Consider the following 26,582-nt stretch of genomic DNA (forward strand, 5'->3'; position numbering starts at 1 on the left):
ACCAGCTTCTCGGTTCCCGGGCGAGCGCTCGGCGGATGCGCGCCATGATCAGCCGAACGGGTGATCACCGGCCGACTTCCACCGCCAGCCCCTCCAGCCCCCTGATCACGAAGTTCGGCTTCCGCGTCGGTTCCGCCGCCAGTCGCAGCGTCGGGGCCTTCTCCAGCAGGGCCGTCATCGACGCCGCCAGCTCGATGCGGGCCAGGGGTGCGCCGATGCAGTAGTGGATGCCGGCGCTGAAGGAGATGTGCGGGTTGTCGCGGCGGGTGAGGTCCAGGCGGGACGGGTCGGTGAAGACGGCCGGGTCGTGGTTGGCGGAGCCGAAGAGCATCGCGATCTCCGCGCCCCTCGGGATCACCTGGCCGTCGATCTCGATCTCGTCGAGCACCCAGCGTTCGAAGAGCTGGAGCGGGGTGTCGTAGCGCATCAGCTCCTCGATCGCCGTGGGGACCAGGGAGTGGTCCGCGCGCAGGGCGGCGAGCTGGTCGGGGTGGCGGAACAGCGCCCACCAGCCGTTGACCGTGGAGTTCACGGTCGCCTCGTGGCCCGCGTTGAGCAGCAGGACGCAGGTGGAGATCATCTCCTGCTCGGTGAGCCGGTCGCCCTCGTCGTGGGCGGCGATCAGGCCGGAGATCAGGTCGTCGCCGGGGTGCTCGCGGCGCTCGGCGATCAGGTCGCGCAGGTAGTCGGAGAACTCGACCGAGGCGCGGACGGCCCTGGCCGCCGTCTCCTCGGACGGGTTCAGCTCGTACATGCCGCAGATGTCCGCCGACCAGGGGCGCAGGGGCGCCCGGTCGGCCTCCGGGATGCCGAGCATCTCGGCGATCACCGCGACCGGCAGCGGCTCGGCGACGTCCTTCAGCAGGTCGCCGCCGCCCGCCTCGACGAGCGCGGAGACCAGGTCGTCCGCGAGCCCGCGCACGTACGGCCGCAGCTGCTCGACCGTGCGCGGGGTGAACGCCTTCGACACCAGGCGGCGGATGCGGGTGTGGTCCGGCGGTTCGAGGTCGAGCATGCCGTGGTCGTTGAGGGTGTGGAACGGCTCGTGCTCCGGCGGCGGGGCGGTGCGGCCGAACTCCTCGTGGGTGAAGCGGTGCTGGTACGTCCGTCCCAGGCGCCGGTCGCGCAGCAGCGCCGAGACGTCCGCGTGGTGCGCGACCAGCCACTGGTTCGTGGGCTCGAAGTACCGCACCCGGCCCTGTGCGCGCAGTTCGGCGTAGGCGGGGTAGGGGTCGGCGACGAACGCGGGGTCCCACGGGTCGAAAGCGAGGTCGGAAGGAGCTGCCATGGACGGACGGTAGACCGCCGCCCCGCCCTCTGACCAGGGGTGCCGGGCGTCGGTCAGGCGGCGCCGAAGTCGGGGAGGGTGACCGTGCCGTCCTCGGCGAGCGGGAGGCCGGGGTTGTGGGCGACCTCCCAGGCGTGGCCGTCGGGGTCGGTGAAGGCGCCGGAGTAGAAGCCGATGTCGTTGACGACGGCCGGCTTGGTGACCGTGCCCCCGGCCCGGTCCACCGCCGCGAGCAGCTCGTCGACCTCGGTGTCGGAGCGGACGTTGTGCGCGAGGACGATGCCGCCGAACCCGCCCGCGGTCCCGGGTGCGAGTCCGGTGTCCCGTGCCAGCTTGTCCCGGCCCCACAGGACCAGGCCGAGACCGCCCGCCTGGAAGAAGACGGTCTCCTGGACCTCCTGGCCCCGCCAGCCCAGGGCCTCGTAGAAGGCCTTCGAGCGGGCGAGGTCGGTGACTCCCAGCGTGATCAGGGTGATGCGCTGTTCCATGCGCCTCACCCTAGGGCGCGCGGGCCCCGGGCTCAGCCCGGCGTGACGAGACGCGCCTCGTAGGCGAACACCGCCGCCTGGGTGCGGTCGCGCAGGCCCAGCTTCACCAGGATGCGGCTGACGTGCGTCTTGATCGTCGACTCGGCGACCACCAGCCGCCCGGCGATCTCCCCGTTGGAGAGCCCCTGCGCGATCAGCACCAGCACCTCCGTCTCCCGCTCGGTCAGGTCCCCGTACGCGGCCTGCGCGGACGGCAGCACGCGGGGCGCGTCGGACAGCTTGGAGAACTCGGTGATCAGCCGCCGGGTGACCGAGGGGGCGAGCAGCGCCTCACCCGCCGCGACGATCCGGACGCCGTCGGCGAGCTGACGGGCCGAGGCGTCCTTGAGGAGGAAGCCGGAGGCGCCGGCGCGCAGCGCCTGGTAGACGTACTCGTCCAGGTCGAACGTGGTCAGCACCAGCACTTTCGCCGCGCCGTCCGCGGCGACGATCTCGCGGGTGGCCTCGATGCCGTTGAGCTCGGGCATGCGGATGTCCATCAGGACGACGTCGGGGGCGAGCTCGCGGACCTTCTCGACCGCCTGCCGGCCGTTGACGGCCTCGCCGACGACCTCGATGTCCGGCATGGCGTTGAGCAGCACCGAGAAACCCTCGCGCACCATCATCTGGTCGTCCGCGATCAGTACGCGAATGGTCATGCGTCACCCTTGTCCGCCGCGGTGACCGGCAGGAACACCGCGACCTCGTAGCCGCCGTCCTCGGTCGGCCCCGCGGTCATCTCGCCGTTCAGCATGGCGACCCGCTCCCGCATGCCGGTGATGCCGTGTCCGGCTCCGGGCGAGGGCTTGACCAGGCTCGGCTCGGGCATCGGGCCGTTGACGACCCGGATGCCGAGGCCGCCGAGAACGTACCCGATCTCCACGCGGGCGTCCGCGCCGGGCGCGTGCCGCAGGCTGTTGCTCAGCGCCTCCTGCACGATCCGGTACGCCGACAGCTCCACGCCTTGCGGCAGCTCCCGCACCGCGCCGGTCACGGCCTTCTCCACGGTCAGCCCGGCGTCCCGCACGTTGACCAGCAGGGCGTCCAGGTCGGCGAGGGTGGGCTGCGGGGCGTCCGGGGCCTCGTAGTCCTCGGCGCGGACGACGCCCAGGATGCGGCGCAGCTCGGTGAGGGCGGCGACCGCGTTCTCCCGGATGGTGACGAAGGCGCGCTCCAGCTCCGGCGGCGGGTTCTCCACCCGGTACGGCGCGGCCTCGGCCTGGATGGCGACCACCGACATGTGGTGGGCGACCACGTCGTGCAGCTCGCGGGCGATGGTGGTGCGCTCCTCCAGCAGGGTGCGCCGGGACCGTTCCTGCTCGGTGACCGTCTGCTGGGCGGTCACCTCCTGCCGGGCGGTGTGCCGGACGTGCCAGAGGCAGACGACGAGCAGGGCGAACGCCGACGTGATCAGCATCGGCCCGCCGTTGGTGTAGTAGTAGGAGCCGCCCATGAAGACGTCCGCGAGGACGGCGTACGCGGCGGTGACGACCCACATCCAGACGGCGGTGCGGGGCCGGGTGCGCAGCGCGACCACCACCAGCACGGTGAGGTGGCTGACGAACGCGCCGGGCATCCAGGGCCAGTCGTATCCGCCGCCGTTGAGCAGCGCGGTCACCGGGCTCGCCGCGATGGACAGCCAGAAGGCGCCGACCGGCCGCGTCAGCGTGGCGGCCACGGGCAGCGCGCACAGCAGACCGGTCAGCAGGGCCGGGGCGTCCCCTCCGGGCTCGCTGCCGGAGACGGCACCGATCAGCAGGGTGAGCAGCGCGATGCCCCCCACCAGCACGTGCGGGAGCCGTTCCGCGGCGGAGCGCATCCGCTCGGGCAGCCGGCGGACGAACGGACCGTCCGTGCGCCGGGGCGGCAGCGGACGGTAGGCGAAGGGGTCGAGGAAGAGGTCCTCGCGCAGGCCCCGCAGGGAGTTGCGGGCCAGCCGGTACTCCGGGCTGCGGTGCCCGTCCCCGGCGCGCGGGGCTCCGGCGGGCTGCTGGTGCGTCGTCTCGGTCACGCTCACACGGTAGGCCGACCGGGTGAGTCCGGTCGTCCCCGCCGAGACGGGTTCCGGGGCGTCCGTCTCAGGTACTACGCAGGCCACGAGGGGCTACTCGACGGTATGTGCGGGGTCAGTAACCGGAGGGACGGACCAGCCCCGACTCGTAGGCGAACACCGCCGCCTGCGTGCGGTCGCGCAGGCCCAGCTTCACCAGGATCCGGCCGACGTGCGTCTTCACGGTCTGCTCGGCCACCACGAGCCGTACGGCGATCTCCGCGTTGGACAGGCCCTGCGCGATCAGCGACAGCACCTCCGTCTCCCGCTCGGTGAGGTCGCCCACCTTGCGGCGCGGGGGCGTGCGGGGCCGCGGGTCGAGGCGGGAGAACTCGGCGATCAGCCGGCGGGTGACGCCCGGCGCGAGCAGCGCGTCCCCGGCCGCCACCACCCGCACCGCCTCGGCGAGCTGCTCGGCGGAGGCGTCCTTGAGGAGGAAGCCGGACGCGCCCGCGCGCAGCGCCTCGTACACGTACTCGTCGAGGTCGAAGGTGGTCAGCACGAGCACCCTCACCTCGGGGGTGGCGGCGGTGATGCGGGCGGTGGCCTCGATCCCGCCGAGTTCGGGCATGCGGATGTCCATCAGGACGACGTCCGGGGCGAGTGCGCCGACCTGCTCGACCGCCTCCAGGCCGTTCACCGCCTGGCCGACGACCTCGATGTCGGGCTGGGTGTTCAGCAGCACGGTGAAGCCCTGCCGCACCATCTGCTGGTCGTCGGCGATCAGAACGCGGATCACGCGGTGCCTTCCTGGGTGAGGGGGCCGGTGGCGGGCGGTGCGGGCACGGGGAGGCGGGCCTCGACACGATAGCCGCGCCCGGACCAGGGGCCCGCGGTGAGCGTGCCGCCCAGCATGACCGCCCGCTCCCGCATGCCGAGCAGCCCGTGTCCGGCCCCGGAGGACGGCGGCGGCTCCCGGGTGGGCGCGGTGTTCACGACCTCCACCCTCAGGGCGCGCGGCCCGTAGGCGAGGGTGACGTGCGCGGTGGCGCCGGGCGCGTGCCGCAGCACGTTGCTCAGCGCCTCCTGCGCGATGCGGAACGCCGACAGTTCGACGCCGGGCGGCAGGGGGCGCCGCTCGCCGGTGACCTCGGTGGTCACGGTGAGTCCGGCGGCGCGGGTGTTCTCCACCAGCGCCGCCAGCCGGCCGAGGGTGGGCTGCGGGGCGTGCGGGGCGCGTCCGGATCCGTCGGCCGGGTCGTGGTCCCGGCCGTCGTCGGCGGCGGGGTGCTCGGAGCGCAGCACGTCGAGGACGCGGCGCAGTTCGGTGAGCGCCTCGACGGCGTTCTGCCGGATGCCGGCGAGGTTCTCCTTCAGCTCGTCGGACGGGTCCTGCACGAGGTGCGGGGCGACCTGCGCCTGGATGGAGATCACCGACATGTGGTGGGCCACCACGTCGTGCAGCTCCCGCGCGATGCGGCCGCGCTCCTCCAGCAAGGTGCGGCGGGCCCGCTCCTCGGCGGTGAGCGTGGCCTGCCGCCCCAGCTCGGCACGGGCCTCGCGGCGGCCGCGCAGGGCGGAGCCGAGGACGACCACGACGGTGCAGAGGATCACCGCGAGCTGGCCGGTGGACTCGTAGTCCCGCGCGCCGATCAGCCCTTGCAGCACCCAGGTGACCAGCGCGGTCAGGGCCAGCGCCTCCACGGACACCCGGGTGGGCACGCGCAGGGCGAGCAGCAGCATGACGAGGATGTGCCCGATCATCCCGGCGGCCGACCACGGCCAGGTGAACGAGTCGCCGTCGCCGACGACCATCTCGGCGCGCACCGCGAGTGCGCCCACCACCGTCGCGGCCAGCGACAGCCACCAGCCGGGCACCGGCCGCCACAGCGCGAGCGCCATCGCGCCGCTGTGGCCGAGCGCGACGGGGAAGGCGATGCTGAAGTCGAGCCGGCCGGACTCCATGAGCTGCGCGAGGTCCCCGGCGAACACGCCGATGGCGACCAGCCACACCATGCCGTGCGGCAGCCACCGCAGCCAGGTCGACGGCGGCAGGGGATCGACCCGTGTGGTCACCAGGTCGTCCCGCAGGACGCCCAGCCACCGCCGTATGTGCTCCACCCCCATGTCCACCACGCCGTTCAGCCTAGACATGAGGGGTCCTCTCGGTCATCGGGCGGTGCGCGCGGACCACTCTCGACGGCCGTGCGCGCCGCCGGCCACCGCCCTGCTCCCAGGTGCGGAACGCCGCCCCGCACACGGCCAGGGCGAGCGCGAAGACGATCAGCCAGGGCAGCCGGGCGGCGACCCAGCCGAGGCCGTCGGGGACGGTGTGCAGGCCGGGCAGCGGGCCGGCGGGGGCAAGCGTGGCGGTGGTGGCCATGAGGGCGGTCTGGTGCCACAGGAAGACCGTCATCGCGGACAGGTTGACCAGCGCCACCGCCGCCCAGGCGAGGGGCCGGCGCATCGCGCGGCGCAGCCGGTCCCGCAGCAGCAGCGCGAGCCCGCACTGGGCGAGGCCGAAGGTGACGGCGGCGAGCGTCGGCGGGTTCAGGTTGGACACCTCGGCGCCCGGCACTCCGACCATCGCCGCCGGATACCCCGCCCACACGACCAGCGCGGCCGTCGCCGCCGTCCCCCCGGCCAGCAGCACCCATCCCGGCCTGCGGCTCTCCAGCTCGCCCCGGGTCCAGGCCGCGCCGAGCGTGTACGGCACCAGCCAGCCCGCGGCGAGGTTGAGCCAGCCGAGTCCGTCGGGGGCGCCGAGTCCGAAGCGGAGTACGTCGACGTGGAGGACGACGGCCAGCGGCCACAGCGGATGCAGCCGGGCGACCAGCGGGGTCGCGGCGGTGAGGGCGGCGAAGACCAGCAGGAACCACATCGGGGACAGCGCCAGCTTCACCAGCGTCCGCACGGTCGCGTACTCGGCGTCGGACAGCAGCAGCGTGAGCGTCACCACCGTCCACAGGACGAGGACGGCGACGACCGGCCCGAACAGCCGTGCGAGCCGGGCGTGCAGCCACCGCCGGTACGGCACCCCGCGCTCCCGCGCCGAGGCGTACGAGCGGGTCGCGACATGCCCGCCGACCAGGAAGAACACGGCGAGGGTCTGGAACGCCCAGGACACCGGCGCGAGCCAGGGCATGTGCTGGAGCGGGCTGGCGGCGCGCAGGGTGCGGCCGTCCGCGACCAGCGCGGTGACCAGCCAGTGCCCGAGGACCACCCCGGCGACGGCGAAGGCCCGCAGGGCGTCCACGGCGCGGTCGCGGTGGGCGGGGGTGGCCGCGTCGATGCGGGCGGCGGTGTCGCGTGCCGCGGCGGTGAGGCGGGTCATCGGGTCACCTCCTGGAGACGGCCGAGGACGATGCGGGTCAGGTTGGCCAGAGAGGGGGAGCCGGGGGCGAAGTAGTCGCTGTGTCCGCCGTCGCCGGCCGCGAAGACGCGGGCGCCGTACGCGCGGGACACGGGGTCCGTGCCGAAGCCGACGGTGGTGCCGAACAGGCCGGCGTCGAGGTGCGGCACGTGCTCGACCCAGTCGCCGGCGCCGCGCGCGGCCCACACCCGGGCGCGGGTGCGCAGGCCGGGGGCCGTGTCGACGCCGGTGCCGGGGCTGCCGAGGAACACCAGGTCGTCGACGTCGAGTCCGGCGGCGGCCCGCGCGCAGACGACGGAGCCGTAGGAGTGGCACAGCAGGGAGACACGCGCGCGAGGTGCGGCGACGGACCTCACATCCCGTACGAGTTCGCGGAGTTCGGGGGCGGCGTCCTCCGCGCGGCCGGTGGTGGCGACCGAGGGGCTGAACGTGCCGGGCGTCTCGTAGCCGAGCCAGGCCACGACCGCCGTGCGCACCCCCGGGGGCGCCTCCCGCGTCAGCCGCTGGTGCAGGGCGACGGCGGTGGCGCGGAACCGGCCGTAGGTGTCGATGCCGGTGTCGGAGCCGGGCACCAGGACGGCGACCCGGCCGGCGTGCGCGAGGTCGCCGAGCACCTCGGTGACCAGCCCGGCGCCGCGCCCGTCGAAGTGCAGCAACTGGCGTGTGGCCAGCACGCGTTCGGCGGCGGCGCGGTCCCGGTAGCCGTGGTCGGCGGCCGTGCGGGCCGCCTCGGCGGCGTTGGCCCGGTGGGCGGCGTAGGTCGCGTCGAGACCGGCGACGGCCGGGGGCGGGATGCGGGCGGGCGGCGGCGCGGGCACCTGCGGGCGCGCGGCCCCGGCGAGGGGCACGGCCACGGCGGCGGCGACGAGCAGGGCGAGCAGCCCGCGCCTCAGCCGTCCCGCCGGACGGCGTGCCGGACCCTCCGCCCCGCCCGGTCCGGCGTCACGCGTCCCCCGCTCCCACCCCTGCTCCATCGCCGTCGCTTCCCTCCCGCACGCCCGGCCATCAGGCGTGTCAGGCAACGAAGTTACGGAGCGAAGTCGGTAACCCGCGTCCCGCCGGGGGACTCATCCGCGGGGTAGCTCTCAGGTACTAGGGGTATGACGGAGCCTGTCGACGGGGGAGTTGAGGGCCGCCGTGCTCACCAGGCGAGCTGGGCGATCTCCTCCGCGACGACGGCGCAGGCGTCCGCCGCGGGATCGATGAGCGGGAAGTGGCCGACGTCCGGCAGCAGGGTCACCCCGACGACCTCGCCGGCCTTGGCCGCCGCGTCCGCGTACGACTCGGCGACCGCGTGCGGGACGACGGTGTCGGCGCGGCCCTGGACGAGGGTGGTGGCGATGCCGGTGGGCAGCAGCAGCGCCGGGTCGGCGTGCGGCCTGCGCTCGGCGAAGTGGTCGTCGCCGCCGAGGAGTTCGCGGGCCGCGCCGCCGCACACGCCGAGCTTGTCGGCGACCTCCAGGTCCGCGATGGGGGCGAGGGCGACGACCCCGCGCAGGGGTGCCGGGGCGTCGGTGCGCCAGGGCGAACCGGCGGGCAGGACGTGCCGGGCGGCGGCCCACAGGGCCAGGTGTCCGCCCGCGGAGTGGCCGGTGAGGACGATGCGGCGCGGGTCGCCCGCCGGGAGGTGCTCCCGTATCAGCGCGGGCAGGGCGTCCAGCGCGGCGGCGACGTCGTCGAAGGTGTCGGGCCAGCGCCCGGCCACCGGCCCGCCGCCGTCCGCCCGGGCCGCGCCGCGCCGGTACTCGACGACGGCCACGGCGAAGCCGCGCCGCGCGAGGAACGCCGCGAACGGGCCGACATGACGCCGGTCGTGGGCGGCGCGCCAGGCGCCGCCGTGCAGCACGACGACCACGGGCGCGGGTCCCGTCCCGCCGCGCGGCGCGTGGAAGTCGATCACGTGGTCGGGATCGTCGCCGTAGGCCGCCGTGACGTCCGGATCGACCGGCGGGTGGGAGAAGGCCGACCTCTCCTCGGCGGCGGCCCGGGCGGCTGCGACGTCGTCCGTCATGCTCCAACCTCTCAGCGATGCAACGTGGTTCGACCGGACCGGGCAGTGACGCGGCCGTTCGGGCGGGACGGTACCAGCACCGCGGCCACCCCTCGCACCGGGACGCCTCGCCCGCCGACTGCGGGCAGTCGTGCCGCTGGGGCGGCACGGGTGGGCGCAGGCGGCACCCTCCAGCAGGCCTGCGCCATACCTCCGTACGGCCACCGGGGTGCCAGTACCTGTTGCACGCCGGGTGCAGGCACGTCGTGGCTGAGCGCGCAGTTCCCCGCGCCCCCGGAGGCGCCTGCGCCACGGCCACCGGGGTGCCAGTACCTGTTGTACGCCGGGTGCGGGCACGTCGTGGCTGAGCGCGCAGTTCCCCGCGCCCCTGGAGGCGCGCCCAGCCACGGCCACCGTAGGGTCACACCCGGTGCGACTGCTGGGCCGTCGCCTCGGACAGCTCCTCGGCGAGCGCCCGCGCGGCCCGCTCCACGTCGGCGAAACCGACGTACAGCGGGGTGAAGCCGAAGCGCAGCACGTCCGGGTGGCGGAAGTCGCCGACCACGCCCCGCTCGATCAGCCGCCGCATCACGGGACCGGCGCCCGCGCAGCGCAGGGCGACCTGGCTGCCCCGCTCCGCGTGCGGCACCGGGGTCAGGCACTCCACCCGGCCCTCGGGGACGTACTCCCCGACGCACTCCAGGAAGAAGTCGGTCAGGGCGAGGGACTTGGCACGCACCGCCTCGACCGTCACCCCGTCCCACACCTCGAGCGCCGCCTCCAGGGCGAGCATGGACAGAATGTCCGGGGTGCCGACCCTTCCGCGCACCGCGCCCTCGGCCGGTTCGTACTCGGAGCGCATCCCGAAGGGCTCCGCGTGCGAGTTCCAGCCGGGCAGCGGCGAGTCGAAGCGGTCCTGAAGGTCCGCCCGCACGTACAGGTACGCGGGCGAACCGGGCCCGCCGTTCAGGTACTTGTAGGTGCAGCCGACGGCCAGGTCCACGCCGTGCGCGTCCAGGCCCACCGGCAGCGCGCCCGCGCTGTGGCACAGGTCCCAGACGGCGTACGCGCCCGCCGCGTGCACGGCCGCCGTGAGCGACGGCAGGTCGTGCAGCCGGCCGGTGCGGTAGTCCACGTGGTTGAGCAGCACGGCCGCCGTGCGCTCCCCGAGCGCGTCCGGCACCTCCGAGGGTGTCACCGGGCGCAGGGTGCAGCCGGTCATGCGGGCAGCGGACCCGGCGATGTAGCCGTCCGTGGGGAACGTGGTCGCGTCGACCAGGATCTCGTCCCGCCCGGCACCGGTCTCCCGCGCCAGGCGCACCGCGCCGACCAGCGCCTTGAACACGTTGACGCTGGTGGAGTCGCCCACCACGATCTGCCCGGCCGCCGCGCCGACCAGCGGGGCGATCCGGTCGCCGATCCGCTCCGGCGCCGTCCACCAGCCTTCTTCCGTCCAGGAGCGGATGCGCATCTCGCCCCACTGGCGGCCGACCACGTCCGCGACCCGGCCGGGCACGCCGACGGGCAGCGCGCCCAGCGAGTTGCCGTCCAGGTAGACCGCGCCTTCGGGTCCGTCGAGCACGAACTCGGCGCGCTTGGCGGCGAGTTCGTCCACCGCGTCCAGCTTCCCGGCCTTCTCGGTCAGCTCAGACATAGGACCGCGCCGTCCACAGCTCGGGGAAGACGCTCTTCTGCGCCCGCTTCTCCAGCCACGCCACTCCGGCGGACCCTCCTGTTCCGGTCTTGGCCCCCATGGCCCGGCGGGTGGCGACCAGGTGGTCGTTGCGCCAGCGCCACACCAGCTCGGCCACGTCGGTCAGCGCCTCGCCGAGCCGCGCCACCTCGTCCCGTTCGTCGCCCGCGTAGACGGCCGTCCAGATCTCCTCGACCTCACGCGACGGCTCGTACTTCCGCGACACGTCGCGCTCCAGCACCTCCTTGGGCACGGGGTGGCCGCGCCGGGCGAGGAACCGCAGCACCTCGTCGTACAGACCGGGCTCGTGCAGGGCCTTCTCCAGCTCGGCGTGCACCCGCGGGGCGCCCCGGTGCGGGACGAGCATCGACGCGGACTTGTCGCCGAGCAGGAACTCCATGCGCCGGTACATCGCCGACTGGAACCCGGAGCCCTCGCCGAGGGCGCTGCGGTAGGAGTTGAACTGCGCCGGGGTGAGTCCGGCCAGCGGCTTCCAGGAGGCGTTCAGCGCCTCCAGTTCGCGCCGTGAGCGGCGCAGCGCGTCGAGCGCGGTCGGCACGTCGTCGCGGCGCAGCGCCTGCGCCGCGGTCTCCCACTCGTGCACGATCACGGTGAACCACAGCTCCATCACCTGGGTGGTGACCAGGAAGACCATCTCTCCGGGATCGTCCGAGAGGGTGTGCTGGAGGTGGGTGAGGACGTCGGCCTTGACGTAGTCCTCGTAGGGCGTCGTGCCCTGGAAGTCGAGATGCGGGGTCTCGGGCTCGTGAGCCTCGTGGGACATCGCTGTCTCCTGCATGTACTCCGGGTAGCGGTCCGCCCCTGCCGTTACCGGCACGGGGGCCCCGGTCCCCACGGTGCATCCTGCGCAATCGTCCCCCACCACCGCAAGGCCCGCCCGCCGAGCAGGCGGAACCCCGCGGTGATCACCTTCCGTTTTCCGGCCGGATCAGCCCAGGACCTGGGCCGCCGTCGGCGAGGAGTCCTTCAGGAACTGGGTGCAGCGCTCGTACTCCTCCTGCTCGCCGATCGCCTGCGCGGCGCGGGCGAGGGCGTGCAGGGCGCGCAGGAAGCCGCGGTTCGGCTCGTGCTCCCACGGCACCGGGCCGTGGCCCTTCCAGCCGCTGCGGCGCAGCGCGTCCAGGCCGCGGTGGTAGCCCGTGCGGGCGTACGCGTAGGACTCGACGACGCTGTCCCGCTCGAACGCCTCGTCGGCGAGGCGCGCCCAGGCCAGCGAGGAGGTGGGGTACCGGCCCGCGACGTCGGCGGGGGTGGCGCCGGACGCCAGCAGCTCGCGCGGCTCCGGGTCGTCGGGGAGGTGGGTCGGGGGCGGGCCCCCGAGCAGGTTCTCGTGAATGGACATGGCTCCAGTCTCGTACATCACAGGGCGCCGCTCCCCCGCCGCGGGTCCGCCTCCAGCGGGGGCACGGCCACGCTGCCGTGGGAACGGCACTCGGGGCGACGGCAGCCCGGCGCGGGACGCCGCACGGTCGCCGCGGCGAGGACCGCGCCGATCGCCAGGACGCCCGCGCACAGCAGCATCGCCCGGTCGAACGCGGCGTCGAACGCCGCCGGCTGCCGGTACGCCTCCGGGCCCATCCCGGCGAGCAGCGGCAGCGCGGCCACCGCCAGCAGTCCGGCGGCGCGGGCGGCGGCGTTGTTGACCCCGCTGGCCAGGCCCGCCCGCGCGACGTCCACGGACGCCAGCACGGACGCCGTCAGCGGCGCGACCAGGGTGACCATGCCGAGGCCCAGCACCAGCAGCGCGGGCAGCACGTCGGCCGCGTACGCGGCGTCCGGCCCGACCCGCAGCATCAGCAGCACCCCGGCCGCGCACAGCAGCGGTCCCACGGTGAGCGGCAGGCGCGGCCCGATCCGGTCGGCCAGCTCGCCCGAGCGGGCGGACAGCAGCAGCATCAGGGCGGTCGTCGGCAGCAGCGCGGTGCCGGCGGCGAGCGCGGACCAGCCGACGACGACCTGGAGCTGGAGCGCGGCGAGGAAGAAGAACCCGCCGAACGCCGCGTACACGCACAGGGTGACGCCGTTGACCGCCGAGAACTGGCGGGAGGAGAAGATCTCCAGCGGCATCATCGGGCCCGGCCGCCGCTTCTCCACCAGCACGAACCCGACGGCGGCGGCGAGCCCCGCCACCGCGGACACGGCGACCAGCGGCGACCCGTCACCCGCCCCGATCAGCGCGTACGTCACCAGCGCGAGGGCGACCGCGCCGAGCGCCGCGCCGAACACGTCGAAGCGCCCCTCCGCCCGGCCGCCGGACGACTCGGGCACGTGGCGCACGGCGACCGGCGCGCACAGCAGGGCGAACGGCACGTTGATCAGGAACACCCAGCGCCAGCCGGGCCCGTCCACCAGCCAGCCGCCGAGGAACGGGCCGACGGCCGCGCCGATCCCGCCGAAGCCGGACCACAGACCGACCGCGCGGGCCCGGTCGTCGGGGTGGAAGGACGCCTGGATCAGCGCGAGCGAGCCGGGCGTGAGCAGCGCACCGCCCGCGCCCTGGAGGGCCCGGGCCGCGTTGAGCATGGCCGCGTTCGGCGCGATCCCGCACAGCAGGGAGGCGGCGGCGAACCACAGCACGCCCACGACGAACACCCGGCGCCGCCCGAACCGGTCGCCGAGCGCCCCGCCCAGCAGGATCAGCCCGGCCAGCGTGACCAGGTAGGCGTTGACGGTCCACTGGAGCGCGCCGAGATCGGCGCCGAGGTCCTCGCCGATGCGCGGCAGGGCGACGTTGACGACGGTCGAGTCGAGCAGGGCCATGCCGGAGCCGAGGACCGTGGTGAACAGGATCCACCTGCCCTGCGGGGACGACAGCCGGACGTCGGACATACCCGGAGCATACGGAAGAGCCCGGCACCTGGGCAGGTGCCGGGCTCGACGCGTGCGCGCGGGTCGGGCGTCGCGGGCCGGGCGCCGCGGGCCGGGCGCCGCGGGCCGGGCGCGCGGGTTACTTGATGCGGGTGCCCGTGGAGCGCAGGTGCTTGCAGGCCTCCACGACGCGGGCGGCCATCGACGCCTCGGCGAGCTTGCCCCAGGTGCGCGGGTCGTAGGTCTTCTTGTTGCCGACCTCGCCGTCGACCTTCAGGACGCCGTCGTAGTTGCGGAACATGTGGTCGGCGACCGGACGCGTGAACGCGTACTGGGTGTCGGTGTCGATGTTCATCTTGACGACGCCGTTCTCCAGCGCGGTGCGGATCTCCTCCTCGGTGGAGCCCGAGCCGCCGTGGAACACGAAGTCGAACGGCTGGGAGCCGGCCGGCTTGCCGTACTTGGCGGCGACGCCCTCGTTGAGCTCCTTCAGCAGTTCGGGACGCAGGACGACGTTGCCCGGCTTGTACACGCCGTGCACGTTGCCGAAGGACGCGGCGAGCAGGTAGCGGCCCTTGTCGCCCAGGCCGAGGGCCTCGGCGGTGCGGATCGCGTCGTCGACCGTGGTGTAGAGGGAGTCGTTGATCTCGTGGGAGACGCCGTCCTCCTCGCCGCCGGTCGGGGTGATCTCCACCTCGAGGATGATCTTGGCGGCCTGGGCGCGCTCCAGCAGCTCCTGGGCGATGCTCAGGTTGTCGGCGAGGGTCTCCGCCGAGCCGTCCCACATGTGCGACTGGAACAGCGGGTCGCGGCCGGCCTTGACGCGCTCCTCGGACACCCCGAGCAGCGGGCGCACGTAGCCGTCGAGCTTGTCCTTCGGGCAGTGGTCCGTGTGCAGGGCGATGTTGACGTCGTACTTCTCGGCGACGATGTGCGCGAACTCGGCGAGCGCGACGGCGCCGGTCACCATGTCCTTGCTGTGCTGGCCGCCCAGGAACTCGGCACCGCCCGTGGAGATCTGCACGATGCCGTCGCTCTCCGCCTCGGCGAAGCCGCGCAGAGCCGCGTGCAGGGTCTGGGACGAGGTGACGTTGATGGCCGGGTAGGCGAACTTCTCCGCCTTCGCCCGGTCGAGCATCTCGTTGTAGACCTCGGGAGTTGCGATGGGCATCTGTCCGCTCCTTAAGAGTGCGGTGTGGGGTGCTGCGTACTGTCGGCCCTGACCTGGAACCTTGGATGCGACGTCATTGTCGGTCACATCCTTCCAGACTCGGCCCGAACGTCCATGCCGTTGTCCGCCCTGTGGTCGGCGGGGTCGGCGGGGCCGGTCAGTCCAGGCCGAGTTCGTCCTTGGAGTAGGCGAACAGGTACGGCACCCCGGCGCCCTCGCGGATCTTCTCGGCGGCGCCGGTGGCCCGGTCGACGATGGTCGCCACGGCCACGACCTCCGCGCCGGCCTCGCGCACGGCCTCCACGGCGGTGAGCGGGGAGCCGCCGGTGGTGGAGGTGTCCTCCACGACCAGGACGCGGCGGCCCTTGATGTCGGGGCCCTCCACGCGGCGCTGAAGTCCGTGCGCCTTGGCTGCCTTGCGCACGACGAACGCGTCCAGCCCGCGGCCGCGCGCGGCGGCGGCGTGCAGCATGGCGGCGGCGACCGGGTCGGCGCCCATGGTCAGGCCGCCCACCGCGTCGAACTCCAGCTCCTCGGTCAGGTCCAGCAGCACCTGCCCGACCAGCGGGGCGGCCTCGCCGTCGAGGGTGACGCGGCGCAGGTCGACGTAGTAGTCGGCCTCCAGACCCGAGGAGAGGGTCACCTTGCCGTGCACCACGGCCTTGTCCTTGATCTGCTGCAGCAGCGCGCCACGCGTGTCCGTCATGCCTGTCAGCTTAAAGCCGGGTCCAGGTCCAGGTCGTGGTGGCCTCCAGCGGCTCCAGCGGTGTGACCAGGCGCGGGTGGGTGTTCAGCCCGTCCGGCGGCCCCGTCTGCGGCTCCACGCAGACGGCCTCTGCCTGCTCGTCGTAGACCACGACCCACTCGACGCGGCTCGTCACCTTCAGCTGGAGCTGCCCCGGCCAGGTGAGCGTGACGTCCACGCCGTCCGGCATCCCGAAGCAGTCGTCCCACGGGCCCGGCTTGGGGTCGATCCGCCGTCCGGTCGGCAGGTGGTCCTCCCCGCGCTCCTCCTGCCAGGCGGGCGCGAAGTCGATGCGCACGTCCTCGCCGCCGAGGTTCCGGTTGAACCACGGGTGCCAGCCGATCTGCGCCGGGAACGACGACTCGTACGTCTCCACGCCCATCGTCAGCGTCAGCGACTCCTCGGTGAGCGCCACCTGCTGGGTGACCCGCCCCGCGTACGGCCACGGATCCACCAGGTCGTACGTCAGCACGGCGTCGTCGCCGCTCTTGCGGGCGGTGCGCCAGGGGGCGTTGCGCGCGGTGCCGTGGATGGCGTGCGGGGGCGCGTTGAGCGGCATCTGCTGCACGGTGGCGCCGTCGCGGAACCGCCCGTCGCGCAGCCGCCCGCACCAGGGGACCATCGGGAAACACCCGTACCGCTCCCCCTGCCGCAACAGCTCCACACCCCCGAGCCGCAGCCCCCCGACCCGCCCGCCGTTCCCCGGCAGCACGTCCACCTCCGCGTCACCCGCGGTCAGCGTGATGTGTTCGTTACTCACGCCTCGACCCTACTGTGGCGATCACGGGGGCGAGGGCCCGCGCAGGGCGCGGGAGATCGGGTACCGCCGCTGCCCGGCCGGCCTCAGCGGCGGCGGCGCAGGGCCCTGATCGCCACGACCGCCGAGGCGACCGCCAGGGCCGCCGCGGGCGCGGCCCAGCGGAGGGGGGTGGGGGAGGTGACGGTCTGGGGTGCGGGGACCGGGGCGTAGCGGCCGCGCGGGGGTGCGTGGTCGACCTCCTCGGCGCTGCGGCCGATCATCGTCCGCCGTGCGTGCGCGGCCTCGGCGAGGGAGTCGTCGCCGTCGTCGCCGGGGAGGGGGCGACCGTCGATGCCGGCGGGGAACCCCGCGTCCAGGGGCTCGGGGGCGGGTTCGTCGGGCGCCGCGTCCGGGGGTTGCGGGGCGGATTCGTCGGGCGCCGCGTCCGGGGGTTGCGGGGCGGGTTCGTCGGGCGCCGTGTCCGCGGCGGGCGTCGGCTCGTCCTCGCCGGAGGCGGCCGCGCTCGCCCGTTCCGGTGGCGGGGCCGGGTCGTCCGCGTCCGGGGTGGTCTCGAAGTCCGTCGTGACGCCGGGCTCGAAGTCGCCGGCCCCGAGGTGTTCCGGGGACTCGGGGGACTCCGGGCCTTCGGGGGGCGCGGGCGCCTCCGCGGCTTCCTCCGCCGCCGCTCCCAGGTTCTCCGCGAAGCGGTTCAGCAGGCGGGTGACCGCCGAGGCCACCGCGTCCTGCGGGAGTTCCGTGACGCGGCCGTCCGCCGTGGCGGTCCCCGTGACGACGAGTGCCGTGCCGGTGTCCTCGGCGCGCGGGGTCAGCCGCAGCGCGAGCCGTACCGTCCCGTTCCCGCGGGCCTCGGCCGCCTCGCCCTCGACGGCGTAGGAGCCGTCGTCCCGCGCGGACACCCGTACCGTGCCCCGGTAGGTGATGGAGGAGCCGCCGATCCGCACCTTCAGCCGCCCGGTGACCGGCTCCGCACCGGCGTCGTGCTGGAGCCCGGGCACCGCCCGGGCGACCCGTGCGGGGTCGTCCAGCACCTCCCTGAGCCGCTCCGCCTCGACCGGAACGAACACCTCGTGCTCCATGAGTGCGGAGCCTACCCACGCGACGCCGTACCGCACCCCCGTCCGCGAGAAGTCGCGGCGCGTCGGTGCCGTGCGCGCTACGGCCCTCAGTCGCCGTACCGGGGGTGGACCAGCGTGGACGGCGGGAGTCCGGGGACGCGGGTGCGTTCCGCCGCCCGGACGTCCGCGGCGAGGGCGGCGTCGGTGAGCGTCCGGGGCCGGGGGCCGGCCGGGTCGAGGCGGGGGCGCGGGGTGTGCCGGTCGGCGGCCAGCAGGAACCCCCAGTCGCGGTGGGCGCCGGCGGTGTCCACGGGCCCCCGGTCGGGTCCGGCGGCGAACGCGGTCCGCCGGCCGCGCACCCGGTACGCGGTGGTGCGCAGCCCGGCCGCGCGCAGGGTGGCGTCGACGGTCCAGAAGTCGCGCGGCCGGGACTCCACCGCCCCGCCGTGCACCACGAGCCGCCCGCCCGGGGCGAGCGCCCGCCGGGCCAGCCCGTAGAACTCCTGTGCGTACAGCTTGGTGCTGGCGGTGATCGCGGGGTGCGGCAGGTCCGCCACCACGACGTCGTACGCGGCGGCGGGCGCCGTCCGCAGCCAGTCGAAGGCGTCGGCGGTGATCACGCGGACGCGCGGGTCGTCGAGGGAGTGCGCGTTGAGCCGGGACAGCGCGGGGTCGGTGCGGGCCAGCCGCACCAGGCCCGCGTCGAGCGCGACGACGTCCGCCCGCCGTACGCCGGGATGGCGCAGCACCTCGCGGACGGCGAGCCCGTCACCGCCGCCGAGGACCAGCACGCGCGCGTGGCGTCCGGTCATCGCGGGGTGCACGAGGGCCTCGTGGTACCGGCGTTCGTCCCGTCCGTCGACCCGCAGCCGCCCGTCGAGGAACAGGTTGAGCGGCCGCCCGTGCCGCCCGCCGGTGAGCAGCACCTCCTGCACGTCCGTGTGCACGGCGACCCGTACGTCCGGGCCGTACAGCGCCTGCCGGGCGGCCCGTTCGAAGTCGTCGACGAGGACGGCCGCCGAGGCGAGCAGCGCGAGCACGCACACGTTGGCGGTGAGCAGCAGGCGGCGGGCGCGCGGGGTGAGGTCGCGCCGGAAGAGACCGAGGACCAGCGCGCCGCCGACGACCGCGTTGACCGCGCCGGTGATGAGGGCGCCCGTCAACTGGCCCAGGACGGGCAGGAGCAGGAAGGGGAAGGCGAGTCCGCCGACCAGCGCACCCACGTAGTCCGCGGCGGACAGGTCGGCCACCGCGCCGCCCGCGTCCTGCCGGCGGATCCGCTGGATCAGCTCCATCAGCAGCGGCACCTCGGCGCCGATGAGCAGCCCGGTGGCGAGGGAGAACGCGACGAGCAGGCAGCGCGGGCCGCTCGCCCACACCCCGCCCCAGTCGCCGGTCCACGCGAACACCGCGTACAGCGCCATCGCGCTGCACCCGCCGACCAGCGCGAGCGCCGCCTCGACCGCGCCGAACCCGGCCGCCGCGCGCCGCCGCAGCCGCTTGGCGGCGAGCGAGCCGATGCCCATCGCGAAGACCATGACGGACAGCACGACGGACGTCTGGGCGACCGAGTCGCCCATCAAGTAGGCGGCGAGCGCGACGAGTTCGAGCTCGTACACGAGTCCACAGGCCGCGCAGACGAACACCCCGGCGAGGACCAGCCACCGCCCGGTGCCCTGCCGCACGGGCAGCGGCACCGCGCTCGCCGGCTCGCCCGCGCTCACCGCGTCACCGGCACCGTCCCGCCGGGGGCCGTCCGGCCCGTCCCAGGGCTGCGGGGAGCCTGGCGGGGCGGAGGCCTGCGGATCGATCACCTCAGGGACGTTACGTCACGCACTCATCGCACAACGTCACCCACACGCGTGATTTTTGTTTACGCCCGCACCGCACCGGCGTGCGCCGCGACACGCGCTCCGACCCGGGTCCGGGTGGCCACGAGCTGGCCGTCCTGCGGGTAGGCGTGCCAGGTACGCCAGTGGAACTGGCCCTCGTGACAGCGGGCGAGCATCGCCGTGAACGCGTGCGGGCTGCCGGGGAAGACCCCGGCCAGCCCCTGCGGATGGTCGGAGACCAGGGCGAGCAGCTCCTGCGCCCGGCCGGCGAAGGCGCCCGGAGGGAGGACCTCCACCCGGGCGGCGAACTCGTACTCCCAGTCGTCCACCCGCTTGGCCACACCCAGCGGGAGTGGCGTACTGCTGCCCGGGATGCACGCCACCGTCTCCGAGCACAGGCCCCGCTCCTCCTGGAGCAGCACCTGGTGGGAGGCGCCGAGCAGCCGCAACTGGAGCTTCGCTCCCTGGAGTTCCAGGTCGAGGGTGGCCAGCGCCGGAAGCGCCTCGCGGCCCAGAGCCCAGGCGAGATCGGCCGCGCGCGTATCGGAATAGGCGGTGTTCAGGGTCGTGAGCATGGATCGGCTCCGCAAGCACACAGGAGAGAGATACAGGTCCGCGCACCCCGGGGACCGGGGACTCGGCCCGTCAGCCCGGTCGCCCGGCCGGAAAGAGGTCCGCGGGGAGATCCGATGGCTGCGCTGGTGATTTATAGGGAATCATGAACTGTGCCGCCACCACAGCGTTTTTACCCAAATTCGTCAGCTTTCCATCCCTTGGGGGCTCCCCAGCTCACGTGTTCAACTACGGCGTACGCCCCGGGTTTCGGCGCGATCCGGCGCACAACTCGGTATCCGGAACCGGAGGGTTCATCCCCTCCGGAGACACCACAGCGGGGCCCGCCCCAGGTGCGGACCCCGCTGCCGCGGATGCGTTCTCCCGAAGTGGAGCCGCGCTGCCCCGTGTCAGCCGCCTCCACCGCCGCATCCGCCCCCTCCGCAGGACGACCCGCCTCCGCAGGACGAGCCTCCACCGGAGGACGATCCACAACTGCTCCCGCCGTCACCGGCCCACCAACCGCCGGAGCTCCCGCCGGAGCCTCCCCCGGAGTAGCCGCTGCCCCCCGACGACGCCCCGGCGCCCCGGGACGCCCGCACGGCGTACGTCACGAGCAGGACGAACACCACGACCAGGATGATGCCGACCAGCATGGCGCCACCCTCCTTCCCGTTCCCCCGTGATCCCCCGCGGCATCCCCCCGTGGGTGCCCGGTTCACGGTGTGACCGGGACATGCCCTCCCCGTTTCCGGGCCAAAGCAGAGTTGAGCAACTCCAGAGGTTCGTCATCGCCCGCCACCCCGGCGCGGAGGGCGACGCGTCGGCCGGCCCATGCTTGAGGACGCCCCCGATCCGGCGGAGGATGGCCCGCATGACCTCCAGTGATCGCCCTCTTCTCAACCGCCGGCTCGCGGAGTTCGGGACGACGATCTTCGCCGAGATGTCGGCCCTGGCCCTGCGCACCGGGGCCATCAACCTCGGGCAGGGATTCCCCGACACCGACGGCCCCGAGGAGGTCAGGGAGGCCGCCGTGCGGGCGCTGCGCGACGGGCGCGGCAACCAGTATCCGCCGGGGCCCGGCATCCCCGAGCTGCGCACCGCGGTCGCCGCGCACCAGCAGCGCCGGTACGGCCTGTCCGTCGACCCCGACACGGAGGTGCTGGTCACCGCCGGCGCGACCGAGGCGATCGCCGCCTCGCTGCTGGCGCTCGTCGAGCCCGGCGACGAGGTGATCGCCCTGGAGCCGTACTACGACTCCTACGCGGCCTGCATCGCCATGGCGGGCGGCGCCCGCGTCCCCGTCACGCTCCGGCCGGACGGGAGCCGCTTCCGGCTGGACCTGGACGAGCTGCGCGACGCCGTCACCGACCGCACCCGGCTGCTGCTGATCAACACCCCGCACAACCCGACCGGCACCGTCCTCACCCGCGAGGAGCTGGCGTCGATCGCCGAGCTGGCCGTCGAGCGGGACCTTCTCGTCGTCACCGACGAGGTCTACGAGCACCTGGTGTTCGACGACGCCGAGCACATCCCCCTGGCGTCCTTCCCCGGCATGCGGGACCGCACGGTCACCATCTCCAGCGCGGGCAAGACGTTCTCCTTCACCGGCTGGAAGGTCGGCTGGATCACCGCCTCGTCCGAGCTGGTCACGGCCGTCCGCTCGGCCAAGCAGTTCCTCACCTACGTCTCCGCGGGGCCGTTCCAGTACGCGGTCGCGGAGGCGCTCGCCCTGCCGGAGTCGTACTTCACCGGCTTCCGCGCGGACATGCTCGCCAAGCGGGACGTCCTGGCGGCGGGCCTGGAGGAGGCCGGCCTGACGGTGTACCGCCCGTCCGGCACCTACTTCATCACCGCCGACATCCGCCCCCTGGGCGAGTCCGACGGCATCGCCTTCTGCCGCGCCCTCCCGGAACGCGCGGGCGTCGTCGCCATCCCCACGGCCGTCTTCTACGACCACCGCGACATGGGCGCCCCCTTCGTCCGCTTCGCCTTCTGCAAGCAGCGGCACGTCCTGGAGGAGGCGGCGGCACGTCTCAAGAGCGCGGGCACCCGCTGATCTGCGCCTAGACCAGCCCGAGGATGACGCGCAGGCGCTCTTCCACGCTGCGCAGCTCGCTCGGCGCCAGCAGGCCGAGGCGCCGGCGAAGCCTCGGCTTGTCCACGGTGTGCAGGTCCGTGCAGTTGACGTAGGACTCGTCGTACTTGGTGACCCCGCAGTCGGGCCCGACCGGAACATGCGTGGAGGCCGGGCCGGGCGTCCCCGTGATCACGGCGACGGTCAGGGCCGACAGCGGCTCGGCGATCCTGTTGACCGTCAGGACGACCACGGGGTGCGGGCCGACGGGGGCGGGGAGCGCGCACCCCCACACCTCACCCCGGAGCGGCGAACCGACGGTCACCACTCGGTCTCGTCCGCCGCCGCCAGTTCGTCCTCCGTGGCCGGCCGGACGCCTTCGGGAGTAGGCGCCTGGGCACCGTCATAGAAGTCGCGGATCTCTTGGGAAGCGGCGACCTCGGCGGCCTCCCGGGAAAGCAGGCGCAGGCCCTCACGCAGCGCCTCGGAGAGCGAGCCGAGCTGGAGCGTCCGCATCACCTGGTGCAGATCCGCCAACTCGTCGGGGCGGAGCCGCACCTGGGCCACGCTGGTCGCGCCGCTGTCACCCTGCTTGCGCCGCGCCTGCGACGTCCGGGGCCCGGCCGAGACGCGGTTCCCGGGTGTGGCGGTCGCGGCATGGCCCTTTCGCTGTGTCTTGGCGGCCATCCTCGCCTCCCCTCGTGTATGACAGATGTAATACATCCAGTTTCCTCCGTGCGTCCGGGCCGGTCAAGCGCTCACGCTCCGCACCGAGCGGCAATCACGGCACTGGCCCGGTTGCGGGGCACGGAAGGCGCGGTCGCAGCCTTCGCAGGTCTGGAAGGGCGGCTCGGCTGGACGGCCGAGGAACTGCGGGGGCGGCGGCGCGCGCAGGCGGATTTCCCGGATGCGGAACGCGAGGATGCCCGCCGGACGGGTCTGGAAACGGCCGGGAAGCCCTGCCGTGAGTACCGTCTGCGCTTGCAGCGGCGAACCTAACGGCCCGAATTCCGCGCCTGCAAGCCGGTCACCCGCACGAGTGAAGCGCGCCGTCCGGCGTGGTTTCGGGCAGGTCAGCGGCCCACCGGCCCCTCGTGGACGAGGGAGCGGTGGGCCGCTGCGCTCAGGAACGGGGGGACTTCAGGTCGCCTATGAAGGCGGCCCAGGACGCCCGCTCGAAGCAGAGGGCCGGCCCCTGCGGGGCCTTGCTGTCACGGACGGGGACGAGGCCGGGGAGGCCGTCGGCCACCTCCACGCAGTCGCCCCCTGCTTGATTGCTGTAGCTGCTCCTGCGCCACGCGACGACGCTCAGATCGGGACGGGACGTTCGCTCCACGGTAGTTGCCCTCCATCGCGGACCGGACCATGTCGAGCGACATGATCGGGGGCAGGGCTGCCGCCCTGAGGCGATCGTAAATCAGTTTGTAGCGCCCGATGTTGGACGGTTCCTCGATGAGTTGGCCGTAGTCCGCGCCTTCCGTGTAGGCCACCTCCGAACCGTCCGGAAGCAACAGCACCGTCAGTGAGCCGCCCATGGCCTCGTGCCCGCCTTGGTCGAACGGCAGCACCTGCACGGTGATATGCCGTTCCTCGGCGGCGTCAAGCAACCGCCTCAGTTGCTTCCGCATCACCGCGGGGCCGCCGATCGGACGTCTCAGCACCGCCTCGTCCAGGATTACGCACAGCTCCGGCCGGTCAGGTGATGCCAGCCGGTCCTGCCGTCCCATGCGGGCTGCGACGCGTTCCTCCAACTGTTCCTCACTGGTGAGCAGGGCGTCCAGGCCCAGGACGGCCCGCGCATAGTCCTCCGTCTGCAACAGACCCGGCACCACATGCGCCGCGTACTGCCGTACGCCCACCGCCCGCTCCGAGTACTCCATGAACTTCCGTGACCAGTCCGGGAACGCCTCCCGGTACACGTACGGCCACAGCTCGACCAGCAGGTCGTCCGCACTCAGCGCCGCGTCCAGTGCCCGCGCCAGCTCCAGCGTCGGCTTCGCTCCCGAGGCTCGCTCGATCTGGGTGATCCGCGTGCTCACCACGTGGGTCAGCGCGCCGAGTTCGGCCTGGGTCAGCCCGGCCGCCGTGCGCAGTCTGCGGACCCGCGCGCCGAACAGCGCGGCCATCGACGTACTGGGATCAATTCCGTTGGCCAAAGCGTCACTTCCGTTCCTTATGGGCTGAAAGGTAAGCCCGCGCCCCCTTTTGAGAGTAGGGCGCGCCGACGACCCTTGACCACGGAAAGCGACGACTCGTGCACGTCACGAGATCAACCGGCTCGACGGAGAAGGACGGACCACGCCGTGCTCACTGGAACCATTGCCCCGGACCGGGAACTGCCGACGGCCGCCGCGCAGTTCCCCTCCTCGCCGCACGGCGCGCGGCTCGCCCGGCGGTTCGCCGTGCGGTGCCTGGAGGCGTGGGGCCACCCGCCGGAGTCGGACGCGTCGTGCACGGTCGCCCTGGTCGTCGGGGAGCTGGCGGCGAACGCCGTGCGGCACGGTCGGGTGCCGGGCCGGAACTTCGGTCTGCGGCTCGTGCTGGACGAGGCGGCGGGCCTGGTGCGGGCCGAGGTGGCGGACGCGGCCGGCGGGAAGAAGCCGGCCGCGGCCACGCCCCTGGTGCCGCCCGAGGGCGAGTCCGGCCGGGGCTTGTTCCTGGTGGACGTCCTGGCCGAGCGCTGGGGCTGGGAGCCGCGTGAACCCGTGGGCAAGACGGTGTGGGCGGAGTGCGCGCTGGGCGGCCGGGGCCGGCCGGATGGGTGCCGTCGCGCCGGCGGTGAGTACCGGTACTCATGACGAGGCCCGGCCTCGCCGGTCACCGTGGTGGTCACCGACCGTACCCGCTCCAGGAAGGGCCTCCCATGCCGACCTCTCCCCGCCGCCGTGTGCGGCACTTCCTCGCACTCGCCACGGACAGCCTGCCCGCCCGCGCCTACCTGGGCCTTGTCGCCCTCGGCGTCGCTGTGCTGCTCATCGCCCCGGACAGCCCGTACGCCATGGCGCCGGCGGTGCTGACCGCGCCGTTGTCGTTCCTGCCGGTGGTACTCCCCTTCGGGGCCGGCGGCGCGGGAGGCGGGGCGGCCGGGGTGACGGCGGCCGTGCTGTACGGGTGCTGGCTGCTGCTGTGCGCCCTGGTGAACGCCGCCGCGTTCGGCGCGCTCGCCCGCAGACCGGGACCCGCGCCGTCGGCGCACCCGGTCCGGCGGACGCCGCTCGCGGCCGCCGTGGACAACTGGCCCGCGCGGGCCTACGTCGCCGTGGTCGCCGCGGCCCTGGGCACCTTCCTGTACGCCGTGCTGCTGTCGCCCGACCCCGGGTTCGCGGGCATCTGGCCCATCCTCGCGGCGGCGCCGCTCAGCTTCGTCGCCCTGGCGGTGTCGGCGCCCGCCGAGTACTCGCTCCCCTGGCTCGGCACGCTCGTCTTCACCGCCGGCGTGGTCCTGGCGGGCCTGGTCAACGCCGTGCTGATCGGGCGCCTCGCCCACAGGGTGGGGAACCCGCTGAGCCGCTAGCCGCAGGCGTCCGCCTCGGACTCCGGGCGCGGGAGTTCATCGAGGTCGAGGGTGAAGGTGCGGCCGTCGGCCAGGGGGACGGGAAGCTTGCCGGTGCCGTACTTGTGCGTGTGCGCCGCGATGTAGCCGGTGGCGGTCGGCTGGGTGTGAAGGACGACTTCCTGGGCGTAGGGGTCCACGATCAGGTAGACCGGGATGCCGTAGCGACCGTACTTCGCGGTGCAGTCGTCGTAGTCCTTGCGTGCGGAAGAGGTCGAGACGACCTCGGAGATCAGCAGAACGTCCTCGAAGCTGTAGCGCTTGCCTTCCTTGCGCGCGTCCTCACGCAGGATCGCGAAGTCGGGGGCGGAGTTCTTCGCGTGACGGCCGAGAGTGAGAGCGGAGTCGATCTGCATCGACCTGATGGTGCTGGACTCGGTGTGCACGATCGCGTCGACGCTCATGGACGGCTCCTTCCCGTGTGGGGTCAGGCTACGACGGGCAGTGTCACGTCCGGACATGAGAGAGCCCGGCACCGTGACCGGCCGCGTGGGCCGGCCTTCGGGCCGGGCTGGGCTCCCTGCGGCGCGCGCCTGGCCGGCACCGCCGCTCTCGCGCGCGAACGCGCATACGCGCCTACGCGTCGTCGTCGGGCTTGTCCGCGTCGTTGATCTCCTGCTCCAGGCCGAGCTGCTCGACGAGCCACTTGTCGAACTCGATGGCGGCCCGCACCCAGCTGACCGTCGAGGAGACGAAGTGCTCCAGGCTCACGCCCATGCCGATCAGCATCTGCGCCTCACCGATGAGACGGACCGTGCCGTCGTCATGGGTGTGCGTGTACACCTTGGGCCACAGCGTGCGCCGGTTCCAGTCGTCGACGGACTCGAGCAGCTGGGGCTTCTCGTCGATCTGGTGCGGCCGGTCGTAGAACGTCCGGACGGAGAAGATCTGCTGGTCGCCTTCCCCACGGAACATGAAGTACGTGCGGAACTGCTCCCACGGCGCCGCGAGGTCACCCTCGTCGTCGACGACGTACTTGAGCTCCATCTGGTCGAGGAGCTGCTTCACCAGGTCCTGATCCGGGACGACGGGGCCCGCCGGTCCTTGGGGCTGCGGCTCCGGCTGCTGGCCCCCGAAATTCGGAATCGAGGACGGGTCGATGGTCACCGTGAATTTCCCTTCGTACGGATCCCGCCATCCTCCCCCA

The 26,582-nt window shown here is 73.7% G+C and carries 28 protein-coding genes; 3 read left to right on the forward strand and 25 right to left on the reverse strand.

The window, feature by feature from the left end:
- Positions 1-64 precede the first annotated feature (64 nt).
- The 19 genes from ACFOSY_RS32045 to ACFOSY_RS32135 all read right to left on the reverse strand — a co-directional run bounded on the left by ACFOSY_RS32045 (position 65) and on the right by ACFOSY_RS32135 (position 19,828).
- A complete protein-coding gene (locus ACFOSY_RS32045) occupies positions 65-1,288 on the reverse strand; it encodes a cytochrome P450 (protein ID WP_394313763.1) in 1,224 nt (407 codons plus the stop codon).
- Between the two features lie 53 nt (positions 1,289-1,341).
- A complete protein-coding gene (locus ACFOSY_RS32050; RefSeq protein WP_394313765.1) occupies positions 1,342-1,776 on the reverse strand; it encodes a VOC family protein in 435 nt (144 codons plus the stop codon).
- A 32-nt stretch (positions 1,777-1,808) separates the two neighbouring features.
- Positions 1,809-2,474, reverse strand: a complete 666-nt coding sequence (locus ACFOSY_RS32055; RefSeq protein ID WP_394313767.1) for a response regulator — start codon at positions 2,472-2,474, stop codon at positions 1,809-1,811.
- Positions 2,471-3,913 (reverse strand): sensor histidine kinase, encoded by a 1,443-nt coding sequence (locus tag ACFOSY_RS32060; protein WP_394313769.1) that lies wholly within the window; start codon positions 3,911-3,913, stop codon positions 2,471-2,473. Before ACFOSY_RS32060 ends, ACFOSY_RS32055 begins: the two co-directional genes overlap by 4 nt.
- A 28-nt stretch (positions 3,914-3,941) precedes the next feature.
- On the reverse strand, positions 3,942-4,604 hold the full coding sequence (locus ACFOSY_RS32065; protein ID WP_394313771.1) for a response regulator: 663 nt from the start codon (positions 4,602-4,604) through the stop codon (positions 3,942-3,944).
- Positions 4,601-5,959: a sensor histidine kinase gene (locus tag ACFOSY_RS32070; protein WP_394313773.1), complete on the reverse strand. Its 1,359-nt coding sequence runs from the start codon at positions 5,957-5,959 to the stop codon at positions 4,601-4,603. Before ACFOSY_RS32070 ends, ACFOSY_RS32065 begins: the two co-directional genes overlap by 4 nt.
- Complete coding sequence (locus ACFOSY_RS32075; protein ID WP_394313775.1) at positions 5,952-7,139, reverse strand: acyltransferase family protein; 1,188 nt, start codon at positions 7,137-7,139, stop codon at positions 5,952-5,954. The genes ACFOSY_RS32070 and ACFOSY_RS32075 overlap by 8 nt, the downstream gene beginning before the upstream one ends.
- On the reverse strand, positions 7,136-8,152 hold the full coding sequence (locus ACFOSY_RS32080) for an alpha/beta hydrolase (protein ID WP_394313778.1): 1,017 nt from the start codon (positions 8,150-8,152) through the stop codon (positions 7,136-7,138). Before ACFOSY_RS32080 ends, ACFOSY_RS32075 begins: the two co-directional genes overlap by 4 nt.
- 167 nt (positions 8,153-8,319) lie before the next feature.
- Positions 8,320-9,189 carry an alpha/beta hydrolase gene (locus ACFOSY_RS32085; RefSeq protein WP_394313781.1) on the reverse strand — a complete coding sequence of 290 codons (870 nt, stop codon included), beginning with the start codon at positions 9,187-9,189 and terminating at the stop codon, positions 8,320-8,322.
- Between the two features lie 400 nt (positions 9,190-9,589).
- Entirely contained in the window at positions 9,590-10,822 is a 1,233-nt protein-coding gene (gene kynU / locus ACFOSY_RS32090; RefSeq protein ID WP_394313783.1) for a kynureninase, read from the reverse strand.
- Positions 10,815-11,645: a tryptophan 2,3-dioxygenase family protein gene (locus ACFOSY_RS32095; protein ID WP_369157010.1), complete on the reverse strand. Its 831-nt coding sequence runs from the start codon at positions 11,643-11,645 to the stop codon at positions 10,815-10,817. The genes kynU and ACFOSY_RS32095 overlap by 8 nt, the downstream gene beginning before the upstream one ends.
- A gap of 165 nt (positions 11,646-11,810) precedes the next feature.
- Complete coding sequence (locus tag ACFOSY_RS32100) at positions 11,811-12,224, reverse strand: DUF3151 domain-containing protein (RefSeq protein WP_006135091.1); 414 nt, start codon at positions 12,222-12,224, stop codon at positions 11,811-11,813.
- Positions 12,225-12,241: 17 nt separating this feature from the next.
- Complete coding sequence (locus ACFOSY_RS32105) at positions 12,242-13,711, reverse strand: MFS transporter (RefSeq protein WP_394313786.1); 1,470 nt, start codon at positions 13,709-13,711, stop codon at positions 12,242-12,244.
- Positions 13,712-13,829: 118 nt separating this feature from the next.
- A complete protein-coding gene (fbaA, locus tag ACFOSY_RS32110) occupies positions 13,830-14,861 on the reverse strand; it encodes a class II fructose-bisphosphate aldolase (RefSeq protein WP_394313789.1) in 1,032 nt (343 codons plus the stop codon).
- Positions 14,862-15,018: 157 nt separating this feature from the next.
- Complete coding sequence (pyrE, locus tag ACFOSY_RS32115; protein WP_394313792.1) at positions 15,019-15,567, reverse strand: orotate phosphoribosyltransferase; 549 nt, start codon at positions 15,565-15,567, stop codon at positions 15,019-15,021.
- A gap of 10 nt (positions 15,568-15,577) precedes the next feature.
- Positions 15,578-16,366 carry an aldose epimerase family protein gene (locus tag ACFOSY_RS32120; RefSeq protein ID WP_394313794.1) on the reverse strand — a complete coding sequence of 263 codons (789 nt, stop codon included), beginning with the start codon at positions 16,364-16,366 and terminating at the stop codon, positions 15,578-15,580.
- An 83-nt stretch (positions 16,367-16,449) separates the two neighbouring features.
- Entirely contained in the window at positions 16,450-17,442 is a 993-nt protein-coding gene (locus ACFOSY_RS32125) for an SRPBCC domain-containing protein (protein ID WP_394313795.1), read from the reverse strand.
- 86 nt (positions 17,443-17,528) lie between these two features.
- A complete protein-coding gene (locus ACFOSY_RS32130) occupies positions 17,529-19,235 on the reverse strand; it encodes a polyamine aminopropyltransferase (protein WP_394313796.1) in 1,707 nt (568 codons plus the stop codon).
- Positions 19,236-19,294: 59 nt separating this feature from the next.
- The gene (locus ACFOSY_RS32135; protein ID WP_394313798.1) at positions 19,295-19,828 is read right to left on the reverse strand and encodes a DUF2617 family protein; all 534 of its coding nucleotides are present in this window, start codon (positions 19,826-19,828) and stop codon (positions 19,295-19,297) included.
- Between the two features lie 842 nt (positions 19,829-20,670).
- Here ACFOSY_RS32135 and ACFOSY_RS32140 point away from each other — a divergent pair.
- Positions 20,671-21,864: a pyridoxal phosphate-dependent aminotransferase gene (locus tag ACFOSY_RS32140; protein WP_394313800.1), complete on the forward strand. Its 1,194-nt coding sequence runs from the start codon at positions 20,671-20,673 to the stop codon at positions 21,862-21,864.
- Between the two features lie 7 nt (positions 21,865-21,871).
- Here ACFOSY_RS32140 and ACFOSY_RS32145 read toward each other — a convergent pair whose 3' ends face one another.
- The 4 genes from ACFOSY_RS32145 to ACFOSY_RS32160 form a co-directional block, all read right to left on the reverse strand.
- Positions 21,872-22,207, reverse strand: coding sequence for a type II toxin-antitoxin system PemK/MazF family toxin (locus tag ACFOSY_RS32145; protein ID WP_228730907.1), 336 nt, complete (start codon positions 22,205-22,207; stop codon positions 21,872-21,874).
- Positions 22,204-22,569, reverse strand: coding sequence for a hypothetical protein (locus ACFOSY_RS32150; RefSeq protein WP_189405462.1), 366 nt, complete (start codon positions 22,567-22,569; stop codon positions 22,204-22,206). The genes ACFOSY_RS32145 and ACFOSY_RS32150 overlap by 4 nt, the downstream gene beginning before the upstream one ends.
- A gap of 436 nt (positions 22,570-23,005) precedes the next feature.
- Positions 23,006-23,137 (reverse strand): DUF397 domain-containing protein, encoded by a 132-nt coding sequence (locus tag ACFOSY_RS32155; protein ID WP_394313802.1) that lies wholly within the window; start codon positions 23,135-23,137, stop codon positions 23,006-23,008.
- Positions 23,094-24,008 (reverse strand): helix-turn-helix domain-containing protein, encoded by a 915-nt coding sequence (locus ACFOSY_RS32160; RefSeq protein ID WP_394313804.1) that lies wholly within the window; start codon positions 24,006-24,008, stop codon positions 23,094-23,096. Before ACFOSY_RS32160 ends, ACFOSY_RS32155 begins: the two co-directional genes overlap by 44 nt.
- A gap of 177 nt (positions 24,009-24,185) precedes the next feature.
- Here ACFOSY_RS32160 and ACFOSY_RS32165 point away from each other — a divergent pair, with 177 nt between their 5' ends.
- Together ACFOSY_RS32165 and ACFOSY_RS32170 are read left to right on the forward strand one after the other, a co-directional pair.
- Complete coding sequence (locus tag ACFOSY_RS32165) at positions 24,186-24,680, forward strand: ATP-binding protein (protein ID WP_394313807.1); 495 nt, start codon at positions 24,186-24,188, stop codon at positions 24,678-24,680.
- Between the two features lie 65 nt (positions 24,681-24,745).
- Positions 24,746-25,396, forward strand: coding sequence for an SCO4225 family membrane protein (locus tag ACFOSY_RS32170; protein WP_394313812.1), 651 nt, complete (start codon positions 24,746-24,748; stop codon positions 25,394-25,396).
- Here the strand turns inward: ACFOSY_RS32170 and ACFOSY_RS32175 are convergent.
- The gene (locus ACFOSY_RS32175) at positions 25,393-25,839 is read right to left on the reverse strand and encodes a Uma2 family endonuclease (RefSeq protein WP_394313814.1); all 447 of its coding nucleotides are present in this window, start codon (positions 25,837-25,839) and stop codon (positions 25,393-25,395) included. The two genes, ACFOSY_RS32170 and ACFOSY_RS32175, sit on opposite strands and share 4 nt — an antisense overlap.
- Positions 25,840-26,011: 172 nt before the next feature.
- Entirely contained in the window at positions 26,012-26,542 is a 531-nt protein-coding gene (locus tag ACFOSY_RS32180; protein WP_048457056.1) for a YbjN domain-containing protein, read from the reverse strand.
- Positions 26,543-26,582 lie beyond the last annotated feature (40 nt).

The organism is Streptomyces lusitanus (genome assembly GCF_042647945.1).
Classification (GTDB): Bacteria; Actinomycetota; Actinomycetes; order Streptomycetales; family Streptomycetaceae; genus Streptomyces; species Streptomyces pseudogriseolus.